Source organism: Marinactinospora endophytica (genome assembly GCF_054780875.1).
The window spans coordinates 288262-309047 of the sequence record NZ_BAAGVM010000002.1; the positions used below are offsets into that span (position 1 = coordinate 288262).

Genomic DNA, 20786 nt, shown 5'->3' on the forward strand with positions numbered 1-20786 from the left:
CGGGAAGTCGGCAACCGGGGAGCCGTATGAGCCCGCGAACCGACAACCGGAGGGTGGCGAGCGCGAACATATGCGTGTTTCCGGCTGAGTTCCAGACGCGCCCGAGCGGAGCCACCACAGGCGTGGTGGCGCGCGGCACGAGCGCTTATCCGCGGGCGGCGTAGGCAGGTTGGTTCCAAACCGGGTACGGTTGTATCCGTACGTAAGCTGGCGCCTGTCGTCAGTGCGGTGACGGCCGTCAGCCCGGCATTGCGGTTTTGCTAGTGATCTGGGGTTTGGGAAAACCCAATCGTTGAGGGGGTCGAGCCAATGGGGCGCGGCCGAGCCAAGGCCAAGCAGCAGAAGGTCGCCCGGCGGTTGAAGTACAGCGCCGGCGCCACCGACCTCGACCGGCTGCGGGCAGAGCTGGGTGTCGCTGAGGAAGACGTGTCGTCGTCGAAGCCTTCGGGCTCACCCGGCGACACCTATGAGGACCCTTACGACGACCTGGTCGAACGTTATGCGGACTATGCCGACAAGTATGCGGACGGCGACGACACGGCCGAGGACGGGTCCGAGCGTTCGGACCGCCTTCGCTGAGTCGGCGCGCCGTTCCGTCGACAGTACGCGCATGCCGCGTGACCGGGTCCGCTGATAGCAGGCGGATACAGCCGGTTCGGACCACCTCGGTGGACCGGACCGGCTTGTCTGTGTTTCCGGCCGGACATGCCCGCCCCCGGACCCGCGGTCGCGCGGGCCCGGAGGCGCGGTGTTCAGCGGTGGTCACCGTCGAGCCGTACCCGTCCGGTGCCGGTCGTGACATATCCCATGGACCACGCCTCCACGCCACGGTCGGCGAGCAGCGCGATCGCGCGGTCGGCGTCGTCGGGGGCGATGATCGCGGCCATCCCCACCCCCATGTTGAACGTGGCCTCCATGTCCTCCCGTGACACGCCCCCCTGCTCGGCGATGAACGAGAACACGGGCGCCGGCGTCCAGGTGCCGCGGTCGAGGACCGCGTCCAGCCCCGGCGGCAGCGACCGTTCGAGGTTCGAGGCCAGTCCGCCGCCGGTGATGTGGGCGAAGGCGTGGGCCTCGACCTCGGAGACGAGCGCGAGGCAGTCCTTGGCGTAGATACGGGTCGGCGTGAGCAGGACCTCTCCCAGCTCGCCGCCCAGTTCGGGGACGTGGGAGCGCAGGTCCAGCCCCGCCTGGTCCACGACGTGGCGGATGAGCGAGTAGCCGTTGGAGTGCGGACCCGACGAGGCCAGGGCCACGACCACATCCCCCTCGCGGACCCGGTCGGGGCCCAGGATCGCCCCGGCCTCCACGACACCGGTCCCGGCTCCGGCCAGGTCGTACTCGTCCGGTGCCATGGCCCCGGGGTGCTCCGCCGTCTCTCCGCCGATCAGGGCGCATCCGGCCTGGACGCACCCCTCGGCGATCCCGCCGACGATCTCGGCGATCCGCTCGGGCACGACCTTGCCGCAGGCGATGTAGTCGGTCATGAACAGCGGTTCGGCGCCGCTGACCACCAGGTCGTCGATGACCATGCCGACGAGGTCGATGCCGATCGTGTCGTGCCGGTCCAGCGCCTGGGCGAGCAGGACCTTGGTGCCCACGCCGTCGGTGGACGTGGCCAGGACCGGGGACTCGTAACGTCCCACGTCGAGCCGGAACAGCCCGGCGAACCCGCTGGCGTCGGTGACGAGCTCGGGCCGCGTGGTCCGCGACACGTGCTTCTTCATCAGGTCGACGGCGCGCTCACCCGCGGCGATGTCGACGCCGGCGGCGGCGTACGCCGGAGTGGTGTTGGCACCCTCTGCCACGCGAAACCTCTCAGTCGATCGGCGATCGTCCCACGGGAGCGGCCCACGGGACACGACCCCGGGACGATTCCCGGGGAGGACGGGACTACCGGGAAGCGGGGGAGGGCGCCGCGCTTCCGGGGACGCCGCAGGACTTCTCCAGCAGGTACTTGCCCCGGGAGTCCTCGTCGACCTCGATCGGGTAGACGCCGTCGAAACAGGCGCGGCACAGCCGGTCCTTGGGCACCTCGGTGGCCGCGATGAGCTCGTCCAGGGAGATGTAGCCCAGGGAGTCCGCGTCGATCGAGGTGCGGATCTCCTCGTTGGACAGGTTCCCCGCGATCAGCTCGGCCTTCGTGGCGAAGTCGATGCCGTAGTAGCAGGGCCACATCACCGGCGGGCTGGAGATCCGCACGTGGACCTCCGCGGCGCCGGCCTCGCGCAGCATCCGCACGAGGGCGCGCTGGGTGTTGCCCCGCACGATCGAGTCGTCCACGACGACCAGGCGCTTGCCGGCGATGACGTCGCGCAGCGGGTTGAGCTTCAGCCGGATGCCCAGCTGGCGCAGTGTCTGGCTGGGCTGGATGAAGGTCCGGCCCACGTAGGAGTTCTTGACCAGGCCCTGGGCGAACGGGATGCCGCTTCCCTCGGCGTAGCCGACGGCGGCCGGGGTGCCGGACTCGGGCACCGGGATGACGATGTCGGCCTCGGCCGGGTGCTGGCGGGCGAGACGGCGTCCCACCTCCACGCGGGTGGAGTTGACGTTGCGCCCGGCGATCGTGGTGTCGGGGCGTGCGAGGTAGACGTACTCGAACAGGCAGCCCTTGGGCGCCGCCGGGGCGAAGCGCAGCGAGCGGACCCCGCGGTCGTCCACGGTCAACATCTCACCGGGCTCGACCTCGCGGACCACGGTGGCGCCCACGATGTCGAGGGCGGCGGTCTCGCTGGCCACGACCCAGCCGCCACCCTCGAGCCGTCCCAGGACGAGCGGGCGGATGCCCTGCGGATCGCGGGCCGCGTAGAGGGTGTGCTCGTCCATGAAGACGAGGGAGAACGCCCCCTTGACCCGGGGCAGCAGCTCCAGGGCCGCTTCCTCGGTGGTGCGGTCGGACTGCGCGGCGAGCAGGCTGGTCAGGACCTCGGTGTCGGTCGTCGCGGTGAGCCTGTCGGAGGGCAGCATCGCCGCGAGTTCGGGGGTGTTGATGAGGTTGCCGTTGTGGCCGAGGGCCAGTCCCCCGTCGCGGGCGGTGTAGAAGGTCGGCTGTGCGTTCTCCCACACCGGGGAGCCGGTCGTGGAGTAGCGGCAGTGGCCGATGGCCAGGTAACCCCGCAGCGAGTCGAGCGTCGCTTCGTTGAAGACCTGGGAGACCAGTCCCATGTCCTTGTAGACGACGATGCGCTCGCCATCGCTCAAGGCGATGCCTGCGGACTCCTGTCCGCGGTGCTGCAGGGCGTAAAGACCGAAGTAGGTGAGCTTGCTGACTTCTTCGCCGGGAGCCCAGACCCCGAACACTCCACAGGCGTCCTGCGGTCCGCGTTCGAGTGGATCGATGTCCATGCTGAGCCGGCCGTCGGGATGCGACACGCCTTCAGCTTAGTGGTTGATGGCCCGGGCCGTGTCAAGCGGGTCTCCCGCGGACCCGTGAGGGTCAGCGGGAGGGCGGTCCCCACAGGGGGAGGAGCGGGCCGATGTCGGCGCGGACCCCGCTCGCCGTCACCCGGCCGCCGGCCACGGCCTCCTCCCAGACGAGCGTGCCCGCGGCCAGGGCCAGCCAGGTGAGGGAGTCGGTCTCCACGACGCCGGGCGGCGTCCCCCGGGTGTGCCGGGGTCCTTCGAGGCACTGGACGGCCCCGAACGGGGGGACCCGCACCTCCAGGGCGTGCCCCGGGGCCCGTTCGGCGAGCTCGGCCAACGTGCCCCGCACGGCGGCCCGGACGGCGGCGCGGTCGGGGTCCAGGCCGGCCGCGTGGGCACGCAGTACCGCGCTGGCGCACGCCTCCAGGACGAGGGAGGGGCGGTCGGGGCCGGAGTAGGGAGGTTCGCCGAGGTGGCGGAGCTGGTCGTCGAGTGCCGCGCGCAGTGCCGCGTGCCGGCGCTGGGCGACGGTGGGTCGAGATGGCACGGGAGTGAGCCTAGGCGCTGGCGGGACCTTTGCGTCACGATCTTGAAACGATCGGCGGGGCGCGGCGGAGGGCGGAAGGTCGGTGGACGGCGGTTGCCCCGGACGGCCAAAGCGCTGAAACTGGCATCGAAGGGAACGGTCTGCGGCCCTGGGGTGAACGAGCGGCGTCGCGTCGGTGGACTCGATGCGGAGAGGGCTGGAAACCGTGTGTTCTACTGTGATTTCCGTCCTGTTCGCGCACGTCGCCCGGTGGGTTCGGGCGGAGGGGGAGAGGTTCGCCGACAACCGCGTGACGGAGTGGGGTGGTTAGGATGAATGCTCCACTACGTCGGCTTTTGGAAGGCCGTCGTGCCGCGGCAAACAAGGAGTGACGCGCCGCCGGATTCAGCAGGGGGTGTCATGCGGTCGCAACATGGACATGAAGTGACCCATTTGCCCGATTGGTGCCCATAACATCCTCACGGACGAAAACCGCACTTCGGGAGAGAGATGTGCGTCTGCGCCTGACTCCGCGCGATGACAGCTACTACGAGATGTTCGCGGACTCCGCGAACAACCTGGTCATAGCCGCCCGCCTGCTGGTGGAGCTGATCAGCGACGACGCCGACCGCGACGCCATCACCGAGAAGATGCGCGCCTGCGAGCACGCCGGTGACGAGCGGACCCACGCCATCATGCGGCGGCTCAACGAGAGCTTCGTGACCCCCTTCGACCGCGAGGACATCTACCGCCTCGCCTCCTGCCTGGACGACGTCATGGACTCCATGGAGGCCGCCGTCGACCTGATCGGGCTCTACCAGCTCGACCGCCTGCCCAAGGGCATCATCGACCAGGTCGAGGTCCTGGAGCGCGCGGCCGAGCTCACCTCCGAGGCCATGCCCCGGCTGCGATCCATGAAGGACCTCACCAGCTACTGGATCGAGATCAACCAGCTGGAGAACCAGGCCGACCAGATCTACCGCCGGCTGCTGGCGCACCTGTTCAGCGGCGAGTACGACGCGCTGACCGTGCTCAAGCTCAAGGACGTCATCGAGGAACTGGAGACCGCGGCCGACGCCTTCGAACACGTCGCCAACACCGTCGAGAGCATCGCGGTCAAGGAATCCTGACCGTGCCGAGGCGACACGACCGAGGGGTGCCGAACCCGCCCGCATCGGCCACCCGCCCTGCTCCCCGGCGTCCCTGACCCTCACAGGAATCCGATCCCGTGTCCCCCGAAACAGCCACCCTGGTCGCGGTCGTCGCGGTCGCGCTGGTCTTCGCCTACACCAACGGCTTCCACGACGCGGCCAACTCCATCGCGACCTCGATCTCCACCCGCGCCCTCACCCCTCGTGTCGCGGTCGTCATGGCCGCCGTCATGAACATGGTGGGGGCCTTCCTCGGCGAAGGGGTCGCGCGCACGATCGGCAGCCAGATCATCGCTCCCCCCACGGGAACCCACGGGCTCCTCGTGCTGCTGGCGGCGCTCATCGGCGCGATCGTGTGGAACGTGTTCACCTGGTACCGGGGGATCCCCTCCTCGGCGTCGCACGCCCTCGTCGGGGGCATGATCGGGGCCGGACTCGTCTCGGCGACGACGGTCGACTGGGGCGGGGTCGTGACGAGCTTCGCGCTGCCGATGCTGCTGTCCCCGCTCATCGGCGGGGTCCTCGGCTACCTCGTGATGCTCGCCATCCTGTGGACCTTCCGCGACGCGGCACCCCGCGGGGTGGGACGCAGGTTCAAACTGGCGCAGAGCGTGTCGGCGGCGGCCATGGCGCTGGGCAACGGGCTTCAAGACGCCCAGAAGACGATGGGCGTGGTCGTGCTCGCGCTCGTCACCACCGGCTACCAGAGCGACTACGACGTGCCCACCTGGACCGTCGTCGCCGCCGCGCTGGCGATGTCGCTGGGCACCGCCAGCGGCGGGTGGCGCATCATGCGCACCCTCGGCCACCGGGTCATCCAGCTCGACCCGCCGAAGGGGTTCGCGGCGGAGGCCACGGTCTCGGCCATCACCTACGCCACCTCGTTCGTCTGGCAGGTGCCGATCTCCAGCACCCACACGATCACCTCGGCGATCATCGGGGTGGGGGCCACCCGAAGGCTCTCGGCGGTCCGCTGGGGCGTCGCCGGCGACATCGTCTTGATGTGGCTGCTGACGCTTCCGGGGGCCGCCCTGGTGGCCGTCGCGGCCTATCTCCTCCTCGACCTCGCCCTGCTCTGATCCCGTCCGGGCCGGGGCGCCGTGGCCTCGGCGGGGCCACCGGGGCGCCCGGAAACGACGGCGGCGGACGGCTCGAATGAGCCGCCCGCCGCCGTCGTGCGGAGGGGAGAGGGTTTAGCCGAAGCGACCGGTGATGTAGTTCTCGGTCTCCTTCTTCTCCGGCTTGGTGAAGATCTTGTTGGTCTCGCCCATCTCGATCAGCTTGCCCGGCTTGCCGGTGCCGGCCAGGTTGAAGAAGGCGGTCACGTCACTGACCCGGGCCGCCTGCTGCATGTTGTGGGTGACGATGACGATCGTGTAGCTCTCCTTGAGCTTGGAGATGAGGTCCTCGATCGCCAGCGTGGAGATGGGGTCGAGCGCGGAGCACGGCTCGTCCATGAGCAGCACGGCCGGCTCCACCGCGATGGCGCGGGCGATGCACAGACGCTGCTGCTGACCGCCGGACAGGCCCGCGCCCGGCTTGCCGAGACGGTCCTTGACCTCGTCCCACAGGTTGGCCCCGCGCAGCGAGCGCTCGACCAGATCGTCGGCCTCGGACTTGCTGAGGCGCTTGTTGTTCAGCTTGGCGCCGGCGATCACGTTGTCGTAGATCGACATCGTCGGGAAGGGGTTGGGGCGCTGGAACACCATGCCGATCTCGCGGCGGACGGCCACCGGGTCGACGTCGGGGGCGTAGATGTCCTGGTCGTCCAGCATGACCTTGCCCTGGACGCGGGCGCCGGGGGTCACCTCGTGCATGCGGTTGAGCGTGCGCAGGAAGGTGGACTTGCCACATCCGGAGGAGCCGATGAAGGCGGTCACCGACCGGGGCTCGATGGTCATGGAGACGTCCTCGACGGCGAGGAAGTCGCCGTAGTAGACGTGCAGTCCGGAGACGTCAATGCGCTTGGCCACTGTCTTTTCCTCAGGTTCTCAAAGCTTGTGCGACGGTCCGCGGGTGGTCAGCGCCCGAGCTTGGGGGCGAAGAAGCGCGAGACCAGCCGGGCGACGAAGAACAGCAGCATGACGATGACGATCAGCGTCAGCGCCGCGGCCCAGGCCCGCTCGTAGTTGATCGCGTTCCCCATCCGGACCTGCGAGTAGATGAACACGGGGAGGCTCATCATCTGGCCGTTGAAGAGATTCCAGTTGATCGCCACCGCGGAGGAGCCCGCGGTGAGGATGAGAGGTGCCGTCTCCCCGATAACGCGCGCGAGGGCCAACATGATTCCGGTGGTGATCCCGGCGATCGCGGTCGGCAGCACGACCTTGAGGATCGTCAGCCACTTCGGCACGCCCAGCGCGTAGGAGGCCTCGCGCAGCTCGTTGGGCACCAGCCGCAGCATCTCCTCGCAGGAGCGGACCACAACGGGGATCATCAGCACCGACAGCGCGATCGCGCCGGCGGCGCCGTTGGTCTTGCCCGGACCGAACACCATCATCCACAGCGCGACGACGAAGAGGCCGGCGACGATGGAGGGGATGCCGGTCATGACGTCGACGAAGAAGGTGATGGCCTGCTTGAGCCGGCCACGGCCGTACTCCACCAGGTAGATGGCGGTCATCAGGCCGATCGGGATGGAGATCACCGCGGCGAGGCCGGTGATCATCAGCGTGCCGATGATGGCGTGGTAGACGCCGCCGGCGTCCATGCTCGGGGTGACACCGTTCATGGACACGGTGAGGAAGTAGCCGTCGAGCCGCTGGAGACCGTTGACGATCACCGTCCACAGCAGCGACACCAGCGGCACCATCGCCAGGGCGAAGCAGGCGTAGACGACCGCGGTGACGAGCCGGTCCTTGGCCTTGCGGCCGTTCTCGACGACGGCCGAGGCGATGGTGATGGTCACCATGTAGGCCAGCAGTGTCACCACCGCGAGCAGCGGCACGTTGAACAGACCGGTGAGGAACAGCGCGCCGCCGACCACCGCGGCCAGGACGAGGAGCAGGGCCGGTTCGAAGAACCGGGGCAGGCTCCTGCTGAGCAGCAGGCCGCCGGTAGGGCTGGGGGTGGCTCCGCCGCCAGGAGCGCCGGCGGAGGTCTGACGGGTCGGGGTGGTCATTTAGGAGAACTCCTTGCGGCGCGAGACGACGAAGCGCGCTGCCATGTTGACGACCAGCGTGATCGCGAAGAGCACGAGACCTGCCGCGATGAGGGCCGAGACGCCGTAGCCGGTGGCCTCGGGGTACTGGAGGGCGATGTGCGCGGCGATGGTCTGGTTGCCGCTTTGGAGCAGGAACCAGGAGATGACCAGGGAGGGCGACAGGATCATCGCCACGGCCATCGTCTCGCCGAGCGCGCGGCCCAGACCCAGCATGGCGCCACCGATGATGCCGGGGCGGCCGAACGGGATGACCGCCATGCGGATCATCTCCCAGCGGGTCGCGCCGAGCGCCAGCGCGGCCTCCCGGTGCGCCTGGGGGACCTGCTGGAACACGTCGCGCGACATGGCCGTGATGATCGGCAGGATCATGACGGCCAGCACGATCCCGGCGCTCAGCATGGTGCGCCCGGTCGTGGAGATCGGCCCGGCGAACAGCGGGATGAACCCGAGGTACTCCTCAAGGATCTGGTAGAAGGGGCCGAGCTCGACGACCAGCCAGCCGATGCCCCACAGGCCGTAGACGACGCTGGGGATGGCCGCCAGCAGGTCCACGACGTAGCCCAGGACGGCCGCGACGCGGCGCGGCGCGTAGTAGACGATGAACAGCGCGATGCCGATGGCGACGGGAGTCGCGATCAGCAACGCGATGGCGGCGGCGAGGACGGTGCCGAAGGCCAGCGCCGCGACACCGAAGGCCGGTTCCTCGCGGACGTTGGGGTCCCATTCGCTGGTGGTGAAGAAGTTCGCGGTGTTCGCCATCAGCGAGTCGAACGACTGGATGACGAGGAAGGCCGCGACGCCCGCCAAGATCGCGAGGATCAGGATCCCCGACCCCTGCGCGCCGCCGGCGAAGATGACGTCACCGGCACGACGCTTGCCTTTGGGCACCCGGGCTCCCCCCTCGGGCGCCCGGGTCGTCGTGGGCGAGTCTTCTTTGCTGATCATGTGAGACTCCGGTCGAAATGGTTCAAGGTCCGCCCCCCGGACAGAGCAACTTGTGCGTATCCCTGACAGGCGTTGACGGGGCCTGTTACATTCTGAAGCTTGCCCGGTGGAGCTCTGACCGCACCGGGGTACCGCGGGCGGGATCGGACCGCCTGTCGCCGGCTCGGGGGAGCCGTGTCCCCCGGTGTGGAATCGGGGCTCCGGGGCTGTGTGGCCGTCGGCCGGGGCCTTCGGCGCCCGGTTCCCCGAAACGCCGTGAAGGGCGGGGCTCGCACCGGGCGGTGTGAGCCCCACCCCGGTTCACGGTGTGGGTTGTGGTGATCAGGCTGCTGCCGTGATCTGGTCGAGGGTCCCCTGGATCCGCTCGCGGACCTCGTCGGAGATCGGCGCGGAGCCGGCCTCGTCGGCGGCGGCCTGCTGGCCCTCCTCGCTGATGACGTAGCCGAGGAAGCTCTTCACCAGGTCGGCCTCGGCCTGCTCGGCGTACTCCATGCAGGCGACGTGGTAGCTGACCAGGACGATCGGGTAGACGCTGGTGTCGTCGGTGGTGTAGTCCAGCGCGATGGCGTGGTCGTTGTCGTTGCTCGCGGCGGACTCGGCGGTGTCGACGATCGCGGCGGCGGCCTCGGGGCTGTACTCGACGAACCCGTCGCCCACGCCGACGGCCACGGTGCCGAGCTCACCGGCGTGCGAGGCGTCGACGTAGCCGATGGTGCCCTGGCCGCCCTCGACGGCGGAGACGACACCGGAGGAGCCCTGAGCGGCCTCCTTGGGCTCGACGGGCCAGGTCTTCTCGGGCTCGTGCGGCCAGGCGTCACCCGCGGCGGCGGCGAGGTAGGCGGTGAAGTTCTCGGTGGTGCCGGACTCGTCGGAACGGTTGACCGGCGTGATCTCGGAGTCGGGAAGCTCGACGTCGGGGTTGTCCGCGGCGATCTTCTCGTCGTTCCACTTCGTGATCTCGCCGCTGAAGATCTCGGCGATGACCTCGGGCTTGAGGTTGAGGGAGTCGACGCCTTCGAGGTTGAAGATGACGGCGATCGGGCTGATGTAGGCGGGCAGGTTCACGGCGTCGGAGCCGTTGCAACGCTCGGTCGCCTGCTCCAGCTCCTCGCCCGCGACCGCGGAGTCGGAGCCGGCGAACGCGACGGCGCCGTCGAGGAACTGCGACACGCCCGCGCCGGAGCCGACCGCGTCGTAGTTGACCGTGGTGCCCTCGCAGGTACCGCTGTAGGCGGCGACCCAGGCAGCCATGGCGTTCTCCTGGGAGCTGGCGCCCGCGCCGGCGAGGGTGCCACCGCCCTCGACGCACTCGGCGCTGCCCGCGGCCGTGCTGCCGCCTTCGGAGGGGGCGACCGCCTGGTCACTGCCACAGGCGGTGAGTGCAAGGGCGCCGGCGAGGGCCGCTCCCGCGAACTGGCCAAACCTTGAGAGCTTCACAGCCCCGGTGTCCTTCCTCTGGACTTCGTCATGTTTGGGCGAGACGCCGTACGACCTCGCCAAATGCGAAGGTAGGGAGGAGAGGTGACCAGATGTACCAGGCAGGGTGAACGAAGGGTGAACGGCGGAGCGAAAGTGCTGGAAAAGGGGTTGGATCACAGGTGTATGTCGGATGAACCACGTCCTTTTTGGGGGGTAATGTCCGGTCTTGAACAGGGGTGATGACGGCTTATCCGGTAGTCTGTCACGTTGCGTCATCACCCCTGGAGGGTCAGGCCGACGGTCCCTGCGGTGCCGCATACATCACATCGGCGTCCCACAGGGTGAAGCCCAGCGACTCGTACAGGCGGACCGCGGGCCGGTTCTCCTCGTCCACGTACAGCAGCACCCAGGGCAGACCCCGGTCGCGCAGGTGCCGCAGCCCGGCCAACGTCAGCGCGCGGCCCAGCCCCGTCCCCTGCCAGTCGGGGTCCACGCCCACGACGTAGACCTCGCCCACGGCCTCGCCGTCGGTCAGCCCCGCCCCGTCGGCGTGGACCTTCGTCCAGTGGTACCCCGCGATCCGTCCGCTGGCCCGATCCTCGGCCACGAAGAACCCGCCGGCGTCGAACCACTCCTCGGCCTCGCGCTGGCGCAGGTCCTCCAGGGTCACCGCGCCCTGCTCGGGGTGGTCGGCGAAGGCCCGCGCGTTGGCGTGCAGCCACGCCTCCTCGTCCCGGCCCACCTCGAACGCGCGGATGACGACCCGTTCCCCCAGGCCGCCCGGTAGGTGAGGTTCCGGGAGGTTCGCGACCGCGGAGTCCGACGCGCCCTCTTCGGCGCGCAGCCGAAGGCGCATCTTCCACAGGCCGCGCGCCTGGCGCCAGCCGGCCGAGCGGGCGAGCGCGACGGCTCCGGGAAGCCGGCCGTGCGCCCACACGCGCAGGCCGCGCGGCGAGGCGTCCTCGGCCAGGGAGGTCAGCAGGCGCCGTCCCAACCCGCGCAGCCGGTGGTCGGGGACGATGACGAGCTCGCCGGAGTCGGGCTCCTCCCCCGAACGCTCGACGAAACCGAATCCGACGAGCCGGGACGTGTCCTCACCGTCGTCCGCGTAGAGCAGGTGGAACCGGGCGCCCCCGCCGGGGGCGCCATGGCGTACGCGCAACAGGGTCTGTTCCGACAGGGGGGCGATGCCGTCGTGGGCGCGGGCGGCGGCGGCGAGCTCGCCCACGGCCCGGGCCTGCTCCCCGGTGAGGGCGTCGGTGATGTCGATGTGGCTCATGGTGGCGAGCCTACGGTTCGACCGGGGAGGCGTGCGGCGTGCCGGGCTCAGCCCTTGCGGCGACGTCCCCGGTAGCCGACCGAACCGGTGCGTACCCGGCGGACCGGCGCCAGCGGCGCCGACAGCAGCAACAGCAGCATCAGAAAGAGCAGCAGGACACTCGGCGTGATCCCGCCGCGCACCTGCGCGGCCTCGGTCGCGACGGTGGTGGCCGACTCGTCCTCGCCGGGGGTCACCATCGGCAGTTCCGCGTACTCCTCGCCGATGCCCTCGCCGCCCGAGGAGCCCACCGAGGGAAGCGTGGCCTCGCCCGTCGGCAGGGCGGGACGCAGTGCCCCGTCGTCGGCGCCGCCGCGCGTGGTGGTCGACACGGGACTGTGCGGCGCCGCGCTGCGAGTGGGGCGCGGGGGGCGGTCCTGTCCGCTCGCGCGATCGGGCCGGCGCGTGGGAGAGGCCGAGGAAGTGGGGGTCGAAGAGGGGGCGCCGGTCTGGTCACCGTCCTCCCCGTCATCGTTGTCGGGCGGAGGCGACGAGGGAGGCGGGGAGGAAGGGGGAGGCGTGGTCTCGGGAGGAGGCGTCGGGTCGGGGGTGGGCGAGGGGTCGGGCTTGGAGCGGACGACCTGGGCCGACCCCGTGAAGGAGACCGTGTGCGTGCCGGCCTCGGGGCAGGCGCCCGCCTCGCCGGGCACGGCGTAGTCGAGGGAGCCCGTGGCGGACACCGGTCCGGGGGCGCCGACCGGGCCGGACACCCGGGTCTGGGCGGAGGATCCGGGGGCGAGGAGGGTGGGCGACTCGAACGGGGCGGCGGTGAAGCCGTCCGCGGTGACCGTGGGGCCGTACAGGCACACCCCCGTCTCGGCCCGGGCGACCACCTGGAGCAGGAAGGAGACCTCGACGGTCGCCTCGGCGAGCTCGAACTGCTTGGCGGTCGGCGCGAGGGTGACCAGGGGAGGGGTCGGAGGTGGGGGAGGAGAGGAGGGATCGGGCTGGGCCCAGGCCGAGGACGCCGGTCCGGCCAGCGCGGCACCGACGAACAGCGCCCCCAGGGGCGCCCAGGCGACCATCCGCGTCGATCTGCTGGAAGCGTTTCGGTCCCTGCCGCCGGCCATGGGCCATGACCTCCTCGGTCGCCTTACTCTCCGTTCGCGCCGGTGGACCCCGGTCGCGGAGAACATGACGAACACCGCGACCGGAAGGTTGACGCTGCGCGCTCGTCTCCTGATCGGGGGTGACCGCGAACGTCGACTGTTCCGCATCCTAGGCGCTGGGGTGCCATGATCACGAGACCTGAATCCGAGGATCCACCATTATTTCCGGCGTTTCGTTCATGCCGGGCGCGTGCGGCACCGTCCACGCGCCCGGCGACGGGTCAACCGGTGTGGACCTGGTGGGCGACGGGGTCGGGCTCCCCGACCGGGGCCTTTGCCGAAGTGTCGGGGACGAACCGGTAGCCGACGTTGCGCACGGTGCCGATCAGCGACTCGTGCTCGCTGCCGAGCTTGGCGCGCAGCCGCCGCACGTGGACGTCGATCGTCCGGGTGCCGCCGAAGTAGTCGTAGCCCCACACCTCCTGGAGCAGCTGGGCGCGGGTGAAGACCCGTCCGGGATGCTGGGCCAGGAACTTCAGGAGCTCGAACTCCTTGAAGGTGAGGTCGAGGATGCGTCCGCGCAGCCGCGCGATATAGGTGGCCTCGTCGATGGTGAGGTCGCCACGCCGGATCTCGTCGGGATCGTCGGCGGCGGCCTCGGACTGGCCGATGGCCAGGCGCAGCCGGGCCTCGACCTCGGCGGGGCCCGCGGTGGTCAGGATGAAGTCGTCGACCTGCCAATCGGGCGTGAGCGCGGCGACACCGCCCTCGGTGAGGATCGCGATGAGCGGGCAGTCGAGCCCCGTGGTGTCGAGCAGGCGGCACAGGTTGCGGACGCTGACGAGGTCGGTGCGCGCGTCGACCAGGATGGCGTCGACGGGGGCACCCCCCGTACGGTCGTGTCCCGGGGTGAGAAGGGCGCTCGCCTCGGCCGGGGCCACGCGCACCGAGTGCAGGAGCAGGCCGAGGGCGGGCAGAACGTGGTCGGACGGCTCGTTGGAGTTCGTCAGTAACAGCAGGTGGCTCATGCGTCTCTTCCCGTCACCCCGCATGAAGCGGCTGGTCGAAGGCGCCATTGCCCCCGGTCGGAAATATCTGAATGTTGCCTCCGAGAAATACAAGGATAATCAATCGATGGTGAGCGGAACCATTCGGTACTGGGCCGCGGCGAAAGAAGCCGCGGGCGTGGCGGAGGAGCCTTACGAGGCCGACACGCTGGCCACGGCGTTGGAGGAGGTGCGCCGGCGACACGCCGACCGCCCCCGTTTGATCGAGGTCCTGCGGCGCTGCTCGTTCCTGGTCGACGAGGCGCCCGTGGGGCGGCGGCCCCATGCCGAGGTGCGCCTGAGCGAAGGGGGCGTCATCGAGGTGCTGCCTCCTTTCGCCGGCGGGTGAACGGCCGCGAGAAAGAGATGGGGAGATTGCGGATATGTCACACGAATCACCTCGGGTGATCACCATGCTCGGAAAGCCGGGCTGTCATCTGTGCGACGAGGCGCTGAAGGTCATCGAGACCGTGGCCGCCGACCTGGGCGTCCGCTACGAGGTGCGTGACATCACCCACGCCTCGCAGGAGGAGCGCGACGAGTACTGGGACAAGATCCCCGTCACGTTCGTCGATGGCGTTCAGCACGACTTCTGGAGGGTCAGCGAGAAGCGTCTGCGCGCGGCCCTGTCCTGACGCGAGAGCACCCCGAATAACGGACACGCCGGCGGGTGGCCCTACGGCCACCCCACTTTGTGCATACATTCACAAGGGCGTAATCTGGTGGTCAAATCATCATCCGGCCGGGATCTCGACGGGTCGAACGCGTGCTTATAGGGGAGCATCGAACCCATGTCGGCCCGAACACCATCCGCACCGCCGACAGTTGCCCAGGAGCGCACGCCTGTGACCCGCCGTCCACCACGGCCCCGGGAAAGGGGAATCCCGGAGGCGACCGTCGCGAGGCTCCCGCTGTACCTGAGGGCACTGCAGGCGCTCGACGAACGTGGCACGCCCACGGTCTCGTCCGAGGAGCTGGCCTCCGTCGCGGGGGTGAACTCCGCCAAGCTCCGCAAGGACCTGTCGCACCTCGGCTCCTACGGTACCCGTGGCGTGGGTTACGACGTCGAGTACCTCATCTACCAGATCTCCCGTGAACTTGGTCTCACCCAGGACTGGTCGGTGGCGATCGTCGGCGTCGGCAACCTCGGCCGCGCACTGGCCAACTACGGGGGGTTCGGGACCCGCGGGTTCCGCATCGCGGCCCTCCTCGACGCCGACCCCGCGGTGGTGGGAGACGCCGTCGCGGGCCTGCGCGTAGGGCATATTGACTCGTTGGAGGAGGTCGTGGCGCGTGAGCACGTCTCCATCGGGGTCATCGCCACGCCGGCGGCGGCCGCCCAGGGCGTCTGCGACCGATTCGTCGGCGCGGGAGTGACCAGCGTCCTCAACTTCGCGCCGGTGGTCCTCAATGTGCCGGACGGCGTGGATGTGCGTAAGGTCGATTTGTCGATCGAGCTTCAGATCCTGGCCTTCCACGAGCAACGGAAGGCCGACGGCCGGGGAGGGCCCGAATGGATCGAGGCCCTGGAGGCATGACATGACCGATGGCCGTAGCGTCGCGCGCGCGGGCAACCACGGCCGCGCCGCGCGCAGCGTAGCAGTAGTTCCTGCTTTGGAGTGCAGATGAGTGTCCTCGCCGTTGGGCTGAGCCACCGCAGCTCGCCCGTGGCGCTGTTGGAGCGCGTCGCGTTGAGCGGGGAGTCCCGCCTGAAGGTCATGTCCGAGATGGTGGGCACCTCCGCGGTCAACGAGGTGATGATCGTCGCCACGTGCAACCGCATGGAGGTCTACGCCGACGTCGACAAGTTCCACCCCGGTGTCACCGCGATCTCCGAGCTGCTCTCCTGGCACACCGGCGTGTCCATGAGCGAACTCACCGAGCACCTCTACGTCCACTACGAGGAGCGCGCCGTCCAGCACCTGTTCTCCGTCGCCTGCGGCCTGGACTCCATGGTCGTCGGCGAGGGGCAGATCCTCGGACAGGTCCGCACCGCCCTGAAGGAGGCGCAGCAGGGCGGGACCCTCGGCCGGGTCCTCAACGACCTCGGCCAGCGGGCCCTGCGCGTCGGCAAGCGCGCCCACACCGAGACCCACCTCGACCACGCCGGGGCCGACATGGTCTCCCTCGGCCTGACCGTCGCCATGCGCCACCTTCCGGTCGCGGCCGCCGGCGCCGCCCCGGCCGCGACCGGCGGGCGGTGCCCGGTCCACGCCGCCTCCACCGCCGACGCCGTCGCCGCCGCGCTTCCCCAGCCGCAGGCCCTCACCGGCCGGCGCGTCCTGGTGCTGGGCGCCGGCTCGATGAGCGCGCTGTCGGCCAACACCGTCGCCCGTCAGGGGGCGAGCTCCGTGGTGGTGGCCAACCGCACCTTCGAACGGGCCGCCCGGCTGGCCGAGTGCCTCACCGAGGCCTATGAGCCGATCGCCAGCCGCGCGGTCCCGTTCGAGGACGCCGCGGCCCAGCTCGCCGACGTCGACCTGGTCATCTCCTGCACCGGCGCGCAGGGGCTGGTGCTCACCCGCGACGAGGTCGAGGCCACCCTGGCCGGGCGCGGCGCCCGCCCGCTGGTCTTCCTGGACCTGGCCCTGCCGCGCGACGTCGACGAGGCGGTGCGCGAGCTGCCCGGCGTCGAACTGGTCGACATCGAGGACCTGCGCCGCGCCGCCGCCGAGGGCGCCGACGACACCTCCGGGCGCTCCGACGACCTCTCCCTGGTCCGCGACATCGTCGAGGAGGAGGTCGCCGAGTACCAGTCGGTCCGCCGCGCCGAGCTCGTCGCGCCCACGGTCGTCGCGCTGCGCAGCAAGGCCCGGCTCGTCGTCGACACCGAGCTGGCCCGCCTCCAGGGACGCCTCCCCGACCTCGACGACAAGGCCCGCGGCGAGATCACCCACGCCATGCGCCGCGTCGTCGACAAGCTCCTGCACCAGCCCACCGTCCGGGTCAAGCAGCTCGCGGCCGGCCCCAACGGCGACTCCTATGAGGCGGCGCTGCGCGAACTGTTCGACCTCGACCCCGCAACGCCCGACGCGGTCACCCGGATCGACCCCGCCGTCGGCGAGGAGAAGTGAAGATGACCTCCGCACCGGCCCGGCTCGGCACCCGCCGCAGCACCATGGCCACCACCCAGTCGCAGATGGTCGCCGACACCATCACCGAGCGCACCGGAGTCTCGATCGAGCTCGTGCTCATCACCAGCTTCGGTGACGTCACCAAGGCCCACCTGGCCCAGCTCGGCGGCACCGGGGTGTTCGTCAACGCCCTGCGCGACGAGCTGCTGGCCGGGAACATCGAGTTCGCGGTGCACTCCCTCAAGGACCTGCCCACCGCCCCCGCCGACGGCCTCACCCTCGCGGCCGTCACCGAGCGCGACGACCCCCGCGACGCGCTGTGCGCCCGGGACGGCCTGAAGTTCGCCGACCTGCCCGCCGGAGCGCGGGTGGGCACGGGTTCGCCGCGCCGTGTCGCCCAGCTCGCCGCGCTGCGCCCCGACCTCGACTACGTCCCCATCCGCGGGAACGCCGAGACCCGTCTGGGCAAGGTCGCCTCGGGTGAGCTCGACGCCGTCGTCCTGGCCTACGCGGGCCTGACCCGGGTCGGCCGCCTCGACGACGTCACCGACGTGTTCGACCCCGGACAGGTGCTGCCCGCCCCCGGGCAGGGGGCGCTTGCCGTGGAGTGCCGGGCCGCCGACATCGACGGCGATCTGGCCTACCTCACCGCGGTCGACCACGCCGAGACCCGCGCCGCGGTCCTCGCCGAGCGCACCGTCCTGGCCGAACTGGAGGCCGGCTGCGCCGCCCCCGTGGGGGCCTACGCCCGCTGCGCCGACGGCCAGATCGTCCTGCACGCCGCCGTGGTCGCGGTCGACGGCAGCCAGTCCATCCGCCGCCGGGGACAGGCGAGCCTCGCCGACTTCCCCACCGCCGCGGCCGCGGCCGCCCACCTCGGCCGCTCGCTGGCGGCCGAGATGATCGCGCAGGGAGCCGACCGCATCGTGGCCGACGCCGCGGGGCGCTGACGACTGGCCGCGCAGCCCCACCCGTCAGGTGGGGGAGTCGGTAGGAGGAACAAGGAGCGATGAACCCGCACACCGAGAACCCGGAAGAGACCCCGGGGACGCCCGCCGGGGCCGCCGCCGGGCACGTCGCCCTGGTGGGGGCCGGGCCCGGAGACCCCGAGCTGCTGACGCTGCGCGCCGCCGCGCTGCTCGCGCGGGCCGACGTCGTCTTCACCATCCGTGAGCCGGGCCCCAGGATGGCCGCCTACCGTTCACCGCTGTTGGCGCACTGCCGTCCCGACGTCCAGGTCATCGAGCCGGCCGAGTGCGGGGGCGACGCCAACGCGCTCGCGCTCGCCCACGCCCGCGACGGCCGTCGCGTCGTCCGCCTCTACAGCGGCGATCCGCTGCTGGGCTGCCGTGGCGCCGAGCTCGCCGACGCCTGCCGCGAAGCCGGCGTCGAGTTCGAGATCGCCGCGGGCCTGTCCTCGGTCACCGCCGTCCCCACCTACGCCGGCGTTCCGCTGCTGCCGCGCGGGGTCGGCGAGCTGCGCGTCCTCGACGCCCGGGAGCCCGGCCCCGACTGGGAGAGGGCGGCCGAGGGGGAGGCCACGCTCGTGGTGATGTTCCCCGACGCCCCCGATGACGAGGACCCGCAGGCCACGGGGCCCGGCTTCGACCGCGTGTGCAAGGCGCTCATCGCCGGTGGCCGCCCCGACACCACCCCGGTCGCCGTCACCCGGATGGGGACCACCACGGCGCAGAGCACCGTCGTGTCCACGCTGGCCCGCCTCACCGCCGACCTCAAGGCCGCCGACGCCAAGGGCAACAACATCACCAAGCCGGCGCTGATGGTCGTCGGTGAGGGCGTGCGCGGCCAGGAGCGCATCTCGTGGTTCGAGACCCGCCCCCTGTTCGGATGGCGGGTGCTCGTCCCCCGCACCAAGGAGCAGGCCGCCAGCCTGTCGGAGCAACTGCGCGGCTACGGCGCGGTGCCCGAGGAGGTCCCCACCATCTCCGTGGAGCCGCCGCGCACCCCGCAGCAGATGGAGCGGGCCGTCCGCGGCCTGGTGACCGGCCGTTACCAGTGGGTGGCGTTCACCTCGGTCAACGCGGTCAAGGCGATCCGGGAGCGGTTCGAGGAATACGGTCTGGACGCGCGGGCGTTTGCCGGTGTGAAGGTCGCGGCCGTGGGTGAGCAGACCGCCGCCGCGCTGCGCGCGTTCGGCATCCAGCCCGACCTCATGCCGCCGGAGGACCGTCAGTCCGGCGCCGGACTGGTCGAGGTCTGGCCGCCCTACGACGCCGAGCTCGACCCGATCGAGCGCGTGCTCCTGCCGCGTGCCGACATCGCCACCGAGACCCTCGCCGCCGGCCTGGCCGACCTCGGCTGGGAGGTGGACGACGTCACCGCCTACCGGACGGTGCGCGCGGCGCCGCCGCCCGCGCCGATCCGCGAGGCCATCAAGGGGGGCGGTTTCGACGCGGTGCTGTTCACCTCCTCCTCGACGGTGCGCAACCTCGTCGGCATCGCGGGCAAGCCGCACGCGACCACGGTCATCGCCGTCATCGGCCCCGAGACCGCCAAGACGGCCGAGGAGTACGGGCTGCGTGTCGACGTGGTCGCCCCCAAGACCTCGGTTTCGGCCCTCGCCGCGGCCCTTTCGGAGTACGGTGCGGCTCAGCGCGAAGCCGCGATCCGGGACGGCAAGCCCGTGCTCCGGCCCAGCCAGAAGCGGCGCGGCCGTCGGCGCAAGCTCGCCTGACCCGCCGCACCACCGACCAGCCCACCAGGGAGTCGCCCGACATGACCGCACGCTTCCCCGCGGCCCGGCCCCGCCGGCTGCGCAGCACGCCGGCGCTGCGCAGGCTCGTGGCCGAGACCCGGGTCGCCCCGGCCGACCTGATCCTGCCGATGTTCGTCAAGGAGGGCATCGACACGCCCAACCCGGTGTCGTCGATGCCGGGCGTCGTCCAGCACACGCGCGACAGCCTGCGCAAGGCCGCCCACGAGGCGGCCGAGGCGGGGGTCGGCGGCCTCATGCTGTTCGGTGTCCCCGAGGTGAAGGACGAGCGCGGCTCGGCCGCCGACGACCCCGCGGGCATCGTCCAAAAGGCGCTGCGCGACCTGTCGGCCGACCTCGGCGGTGAGATCGTGATCATGGCCGACCTGTGCCTGGACGAGTACACCTCGCACGGCCATTGCGGCCTGCTCACGCCCTCCGGCGATGTCGACAACGACGCGACGCTGGAGCGTTACGCCTCCATCGCGGTGGCCCAGGCCGCCGCGGGGGTGGACGTCGTCGCGCCCAGCGGCATGATGGACGGCCAGGTCGCCGCCATCCGCACCGCGCTGGACAGGGCCGGCTACACCAACGTCCCGATCCTCGCCTACGCCGCCAAGTACGCCTCGGCCTTCTACGGGCCCTTCCGCGAGGCCGCCGAGGGGGCGCCCCAGTTCGGCGACCGCACCCGTTACCAGCAGGACCCGGCCAACGCCCGCGAGGCGCTGCGCGAGGTCGAGCTGGACATCGCCGAGGGCGCCGACATGGTCATGGTGAAGCCGGGCCTGGCCTATCTCGACATCGTCGCCAAGGTCGCCGAGTCGGTCACCGTGCCCGTTTCGGCCTACCAGGTCAGCGGCGAGTACGCCATGGTCGAGGCCGCCGCGGCCAACGGGTGGCTGGACCGCGAACGGGTCATCTTGGAGACGCTCACCTCCTATCGGAGGGCCGGCGCCCACCAGATCCTCACCTATTGGGCCACCGAGGCCGCGCGCCTTCTGCGCTGATCCGTGACAACG

General features: G+C 70.8%; 20 protein-coding genes. 10 read left to right on the top strand and 10 right to left on the bottom strand.

Going from position 1 to position 20786, the window contains the following annotated elements:
• Nucleotides 1–309: 309 nt before the first annotated feature.
• A complete protein-coding gene (locus tag ACYVHU_RS05195) occupies nucleotides 310–579 on the top strand; it encodes a DUF3073 domain-containing protein (RefSeq protein WP_078760665.1) in 270 nt (89 codons plus the stop codon).
• A 173-nt stretch (nucleotides 580–752) separates the two neighbouring features.
• On the opposite strand, the gene purM is transcribed toward ACYVHU_RS05195, so the two are convergent.
• The 3 genes from purM to ACYVHU_RS05210 all read right to left on the bottom strand — a co-directional run bounded on the left by purM (nucleotide 753) and on the right by ACYVHU_RS05210 (nucleotide 3910).
• Nucleotides 753–1808, bottom strand: coding sequence for a phosphoribosylformylglycinamidine cyclo-ligase (purM, locus tag ACYVHU_RS05200; RefSeq protein WP_078760664.1), 1056 nt, complete (start codon nucleotides 1806–1808; stop codon nucleotides 753–755).
• An 85-nt stretch (nucleotides 1809–1893) separates the two neighbouring features.
• Entirely contained in the window at nucleotides 1894–3345 is a 1452-nt protein-coding gene (gene purF, locus ACYVHU_RS05205) for an amidophosphoribosyltransferase (RefSeq protein ID WP_235000842.1), read from the bottom strand.
• Nucleotides 3346–3436: 91 nt separating this feature from the next.
• Nucleotides 3437–3910, bottom strand: a complete 474-nt coding sequence (locus ACYVHU_RS05210; protein WP_078760662.1) for a sterol carrier family protein — start codon at nucleotides 3908–3910, stop codon at nucleotides 3437–3439.
• A 491-nt stretch (nucleotides 3911–4401) separates the two neighbouring features.
• On the opposite strand from ACYVHU_RS05210, the gene ACYVHU_RS05215 reads away from it, so the two are divergent.
• Together ACYVHU_RS05215 and ACYVHU_RS05220 are read left to right on the top strand one after the other, a co-directional pair.
• Entirely contained in the window at nucleotides 4402–5019 is a 618-nt protein-coding gene (locus tag ACYVHU_RS05215; protein ID WP_078760661.1) for a DUF47 domain-containing protein, read from the top strand.
• 98 nt (nucleotides 5020–5117) lie between these two features.
• On the top strand, nucleotides 5118–6119 hold the full coding sequence (locus ACYVHU_RS05220) for an inorganic phosphate transporter (protein WP_078760660.1): 1002 nt from the start codon (nucleotides 5118–5120) through the stop codon (nucleotides 6117–6119).
• Between the two features lie 114 nt (nucleotides 6120–6233).
• On the opposite strand, the gene pstB is transcribed toward ACYVHU_RS05220, so the two are convergent.
• The 7 genes from pstB to ACYVHU_RS05255 all read right to left on the bottom strand — a co-directional run bounded on the left by pstB (nucleotide 6234) and on the right by ACYVHU_RS05255 (nucleotide 13962).
• Nucleotides 6234–7013 carry a phosphate ABC transporter ATP-binding protein PstB gene (pstB, locus tag ACYVHU_RS05225; RefSeq protein WP_078760659.1) on the bottom strand — a complete coding sequence of 260 codons (780 nt, stop codon included), beginning with the start codon at nucleotides 7011–7013 and terminating at the stop codon, nucleotides 6234–6236.
• Nucleotides 7014–7060: 47 nt separating this feature from the next.
• On the bottom strand, nucleotides 7061–8161 hold the full coding sequence (gene pstA / locus ACYVHU_RS05230) for a phosphate ABC transporter permease PstA (RefSeq protein WP_078760658.1): 1101 nt from the start codon (nucleotides 8159–8161) through the stop codon (nucleotides 7061–7063).
• Nucleotides 8162–9148, bottom strand: coding sequence for a phosphate ABC transporter permease subunit PstC (pstC, locus tag ACYVHU_RS05235; protein ID WP_078760657.1), 987 nt, complete (start codon nucleotides 9146–9148; stop codon nucleotides 8162–8164).
• A 321-nt stretch (nucleotides 9149–9469) separates the two neighbouring features.
• A complete protein-coding gene (gene pstS, locus ACYVHU_RS05240; RefSeq protein WP_144389990.1) occupies nucleotides 9470–10585 on the bottom strand; it encodes a phosphate ABC transporter substrate-binding protein PstS in 1116 nt (371 codons plus the stop codon).
• Between the two features lie 271 nt (nucleotides 10586–10856).
• Entirely contained in the window at nucleotides 10857–11846 is a 990-nt protein-coding gene (gene mshD / locus ACYVHU_RS05245) for a mycothiol synthase (RefSeq protein ID WP_078760655.1), read from the bottom strand.
• Between the two features lie 47 nt (nucleotides 11847–11893).
• Entirely contained in the window at nucleotides 11894–12955 is a 1062-nt protein-coding gene (locus tag ACYVHU_RS05250; RefSeq protein ID WP_144389989.1) for a hypothetical protein, read from the bottom strand.
• Between the two features lie 260 nt (nucleotides 12956–13215).
• Nucleotides 13216–13962, bottom strand: a complete 747-nt coding sequence (locus tag ACYVHU_RS05255; protein ID WP_078760653.1) for a winged helix-turn-helix transcriptional regulator — start codon at nucleotides 13960–13962, stop codon at nucleotides 13216–13218.
• A gap of 106 nt (nucleotides 13963–14068) precedes the next feature.
• Between ACYVHU_RS05255 and ACYVHU_RS05260 the strand changes: the two genes are divergently transcribed.
• The 7 genes from ACYVHU_RS05260 to hemB all read left to right on the top strand — a co-directional run bounded on the left by ACYVHU_RS05260 (nucleotide 14069) and on the right by hemB (nucleotide 20774).
• On the top strand, nucleotides 14069–14329 hold the full coding sequence (locus ACYVHU_RS05260; protein WP_078760652.1) for a MoaD/ThiS family protein: 261 nt from the start codon (nucleotides 14069–14071) through the stop codon (nucleotides 14327–14329).
• A gap of 34 nt (nucleotides 14330–14363) precedes the next feature.
• The gene (locus tag ACYVHU_RS05265) at nucleotides 14364–14615 is read left to right on the top strand and encodes a glutaredoxin family protein (RefSeq protein WP_078760651.1); all 252 of its coding nucleotides are present in this window, start codon (nucleotides 14364–14366) and stop codon (nucleotides 14613–14615) included.
• 210 nt (nucleotides 14616–14825) lie between these two features.
• Complete coding sequence (locus tag ACYVHU_RS05270; protein WP_144389988.1) at nucleotides 14826–15518, top strand: redox-sensing transcriptional repressor Rex; 693 nt, start codon at nucleotides 14826–14828, stop codon at nucleotides 15516–15518.
• Nucleotides 15519–15605: 87 nt separating this feature from the next.
• Entirely contained in the window at nucleotides 15606–17054 is a 1449-nt protein-coding gene (locus ACYVHU_RS05275; RefSeq protein WP_498947675.1) for a glutamyl-tRNA reductase, read from the top strand.
• A 2-nt stretch (nucleotides 17055–17056) separates the two neighbouring features.
• Complete coding sequence (hemC, locus tag ACYVHU_RS05280) at nucleotides 17057–18004, top strand: hydroxymethylbilane synthase (RefSeq protein ID WP_078760648.1); 948 nt, start codon at nucleotides 17057–17059, stop codon at nucleotides 18002–18004.
• Between the two features lie 59 nt (nucleotides 18005–18063).
• Nucleotides 18064–19749, top strand: a complete 1686-nt coding sequence (locus ACYVHU_RS05285) for a bifunctional uroporphyrinogen-III C-methyltransferase/uroporphyrinogen-III synthase (protein WP_078760647.1) — start codon at nucleotides 18064–18066, stop codon at nucleotides 19747–19749.
• Nucleotides 19750–19790: 41 nt separating this feature from the next.
• Entirely contained in the window at nucleotides 19791–20774 is a 984-nt protein-coding gene (hemB, locus tag ACYVHU_RS05290; protein ID WP_078760646.1) for a porphobilinogen synthase, read from the top strand.
• Nucleotides 20775–20786 lie beyond the last annotated feature (12 nt).

Excerpts from the sequence above, each read along its gene's own strand:
- ACYVHU_RS05195 (WP_078760665.1), top strand. The coding sequence starts at position 310 with ATGGGGCGCGGCCGAGCCAAGGCCAAGCAGCAGAAGGTCGCCCGGCGG.
- purF (WP_235000842.1), bottom strand. The coding sequence starts at position 3,345 with ATGGACATCGATCCACTCGAACGCGGACCGCAGGACGCCTGTGGAGTG.
- pstA (WP_078760658.1), bottom strand. The coding sequence starts at position 8,161 with ATGACCACCCCGACCCGTCAGACCTCCGCCGGCGCTCCTGGCGGCGGA.
- pstC (WP_078760657.1), bottom strand. The coding sequence starts at position 9,148 with ATGATCAGCAAAGAAGACTCGCCCACGACGACCCGGGCGCCCGAGGGG.
- mshD (WP_078760655.1), bottom strand. The coding sequence starts at position 11,846 with ATGAGCCACATCGACATCACCGACGCCCTCACCGGGGAGCAGGCCCGG.
- ACYVHU_RS05250 (WP_144389989.1), bottom strand. The coding sequence starts at position 12,955 with ATGGCCGGCGGCAGGGACCGAAACGCTTCCAGCAGATCGACGCGGATG.
- ACYVHU_RS05255 (WP_078760653.1), bottom strand. The coding sequence starts at position 13,962 with ATGAGCCACCTGCTGTTACTGACGAACTCCAACGAGCCGTCCGACCAC.
- ACYVHU_RS05260 (WP_078760652.1), top strand. The coding sequence starts at position 14,069 with ATGGTGAGCGGAACCATTCGGTACTGGGCCGCGGCGAAAGAAGCCGCG.
- ACYVHU_RS05265 (WP_078760651.1), top strand. The coding sequence starts at position 14,364 with ATGTCACACGAATCACCTCGGGTGATCACCATGCTCGGAAAGCCGGGC.
- ACYVHU_RS05275 (WP_498947675.1), top strand. The coding sequence starts at position 15,606 with ATGAGTGTCCTCGCCGTTGGGCTGAGCCACCGCAGCTCGCCCGTGGCG.
- hemC (WP_078760648.1), top strand. The coding sequence starts at position 17,057 with ATGACCTCCGCACCGGCCCGGCTCGGCACCCGCCGCAGCACCATGGCC.
- ACYVHU_RS05285 (WP_078760647.1), top strand. The coding sequence starts at position 18,064 with ATGAACCCGCACACCGAGAACCCGGAAGAGACCCCGGGGACGCCCGCC.
- hemB (WP_078760646.1), top strand. The coding sequence starts at position 19,791 with ATGACCGCACGCTTCCCCGCGGCCCGGCCCCGCCGGCTGCGCAGCACG.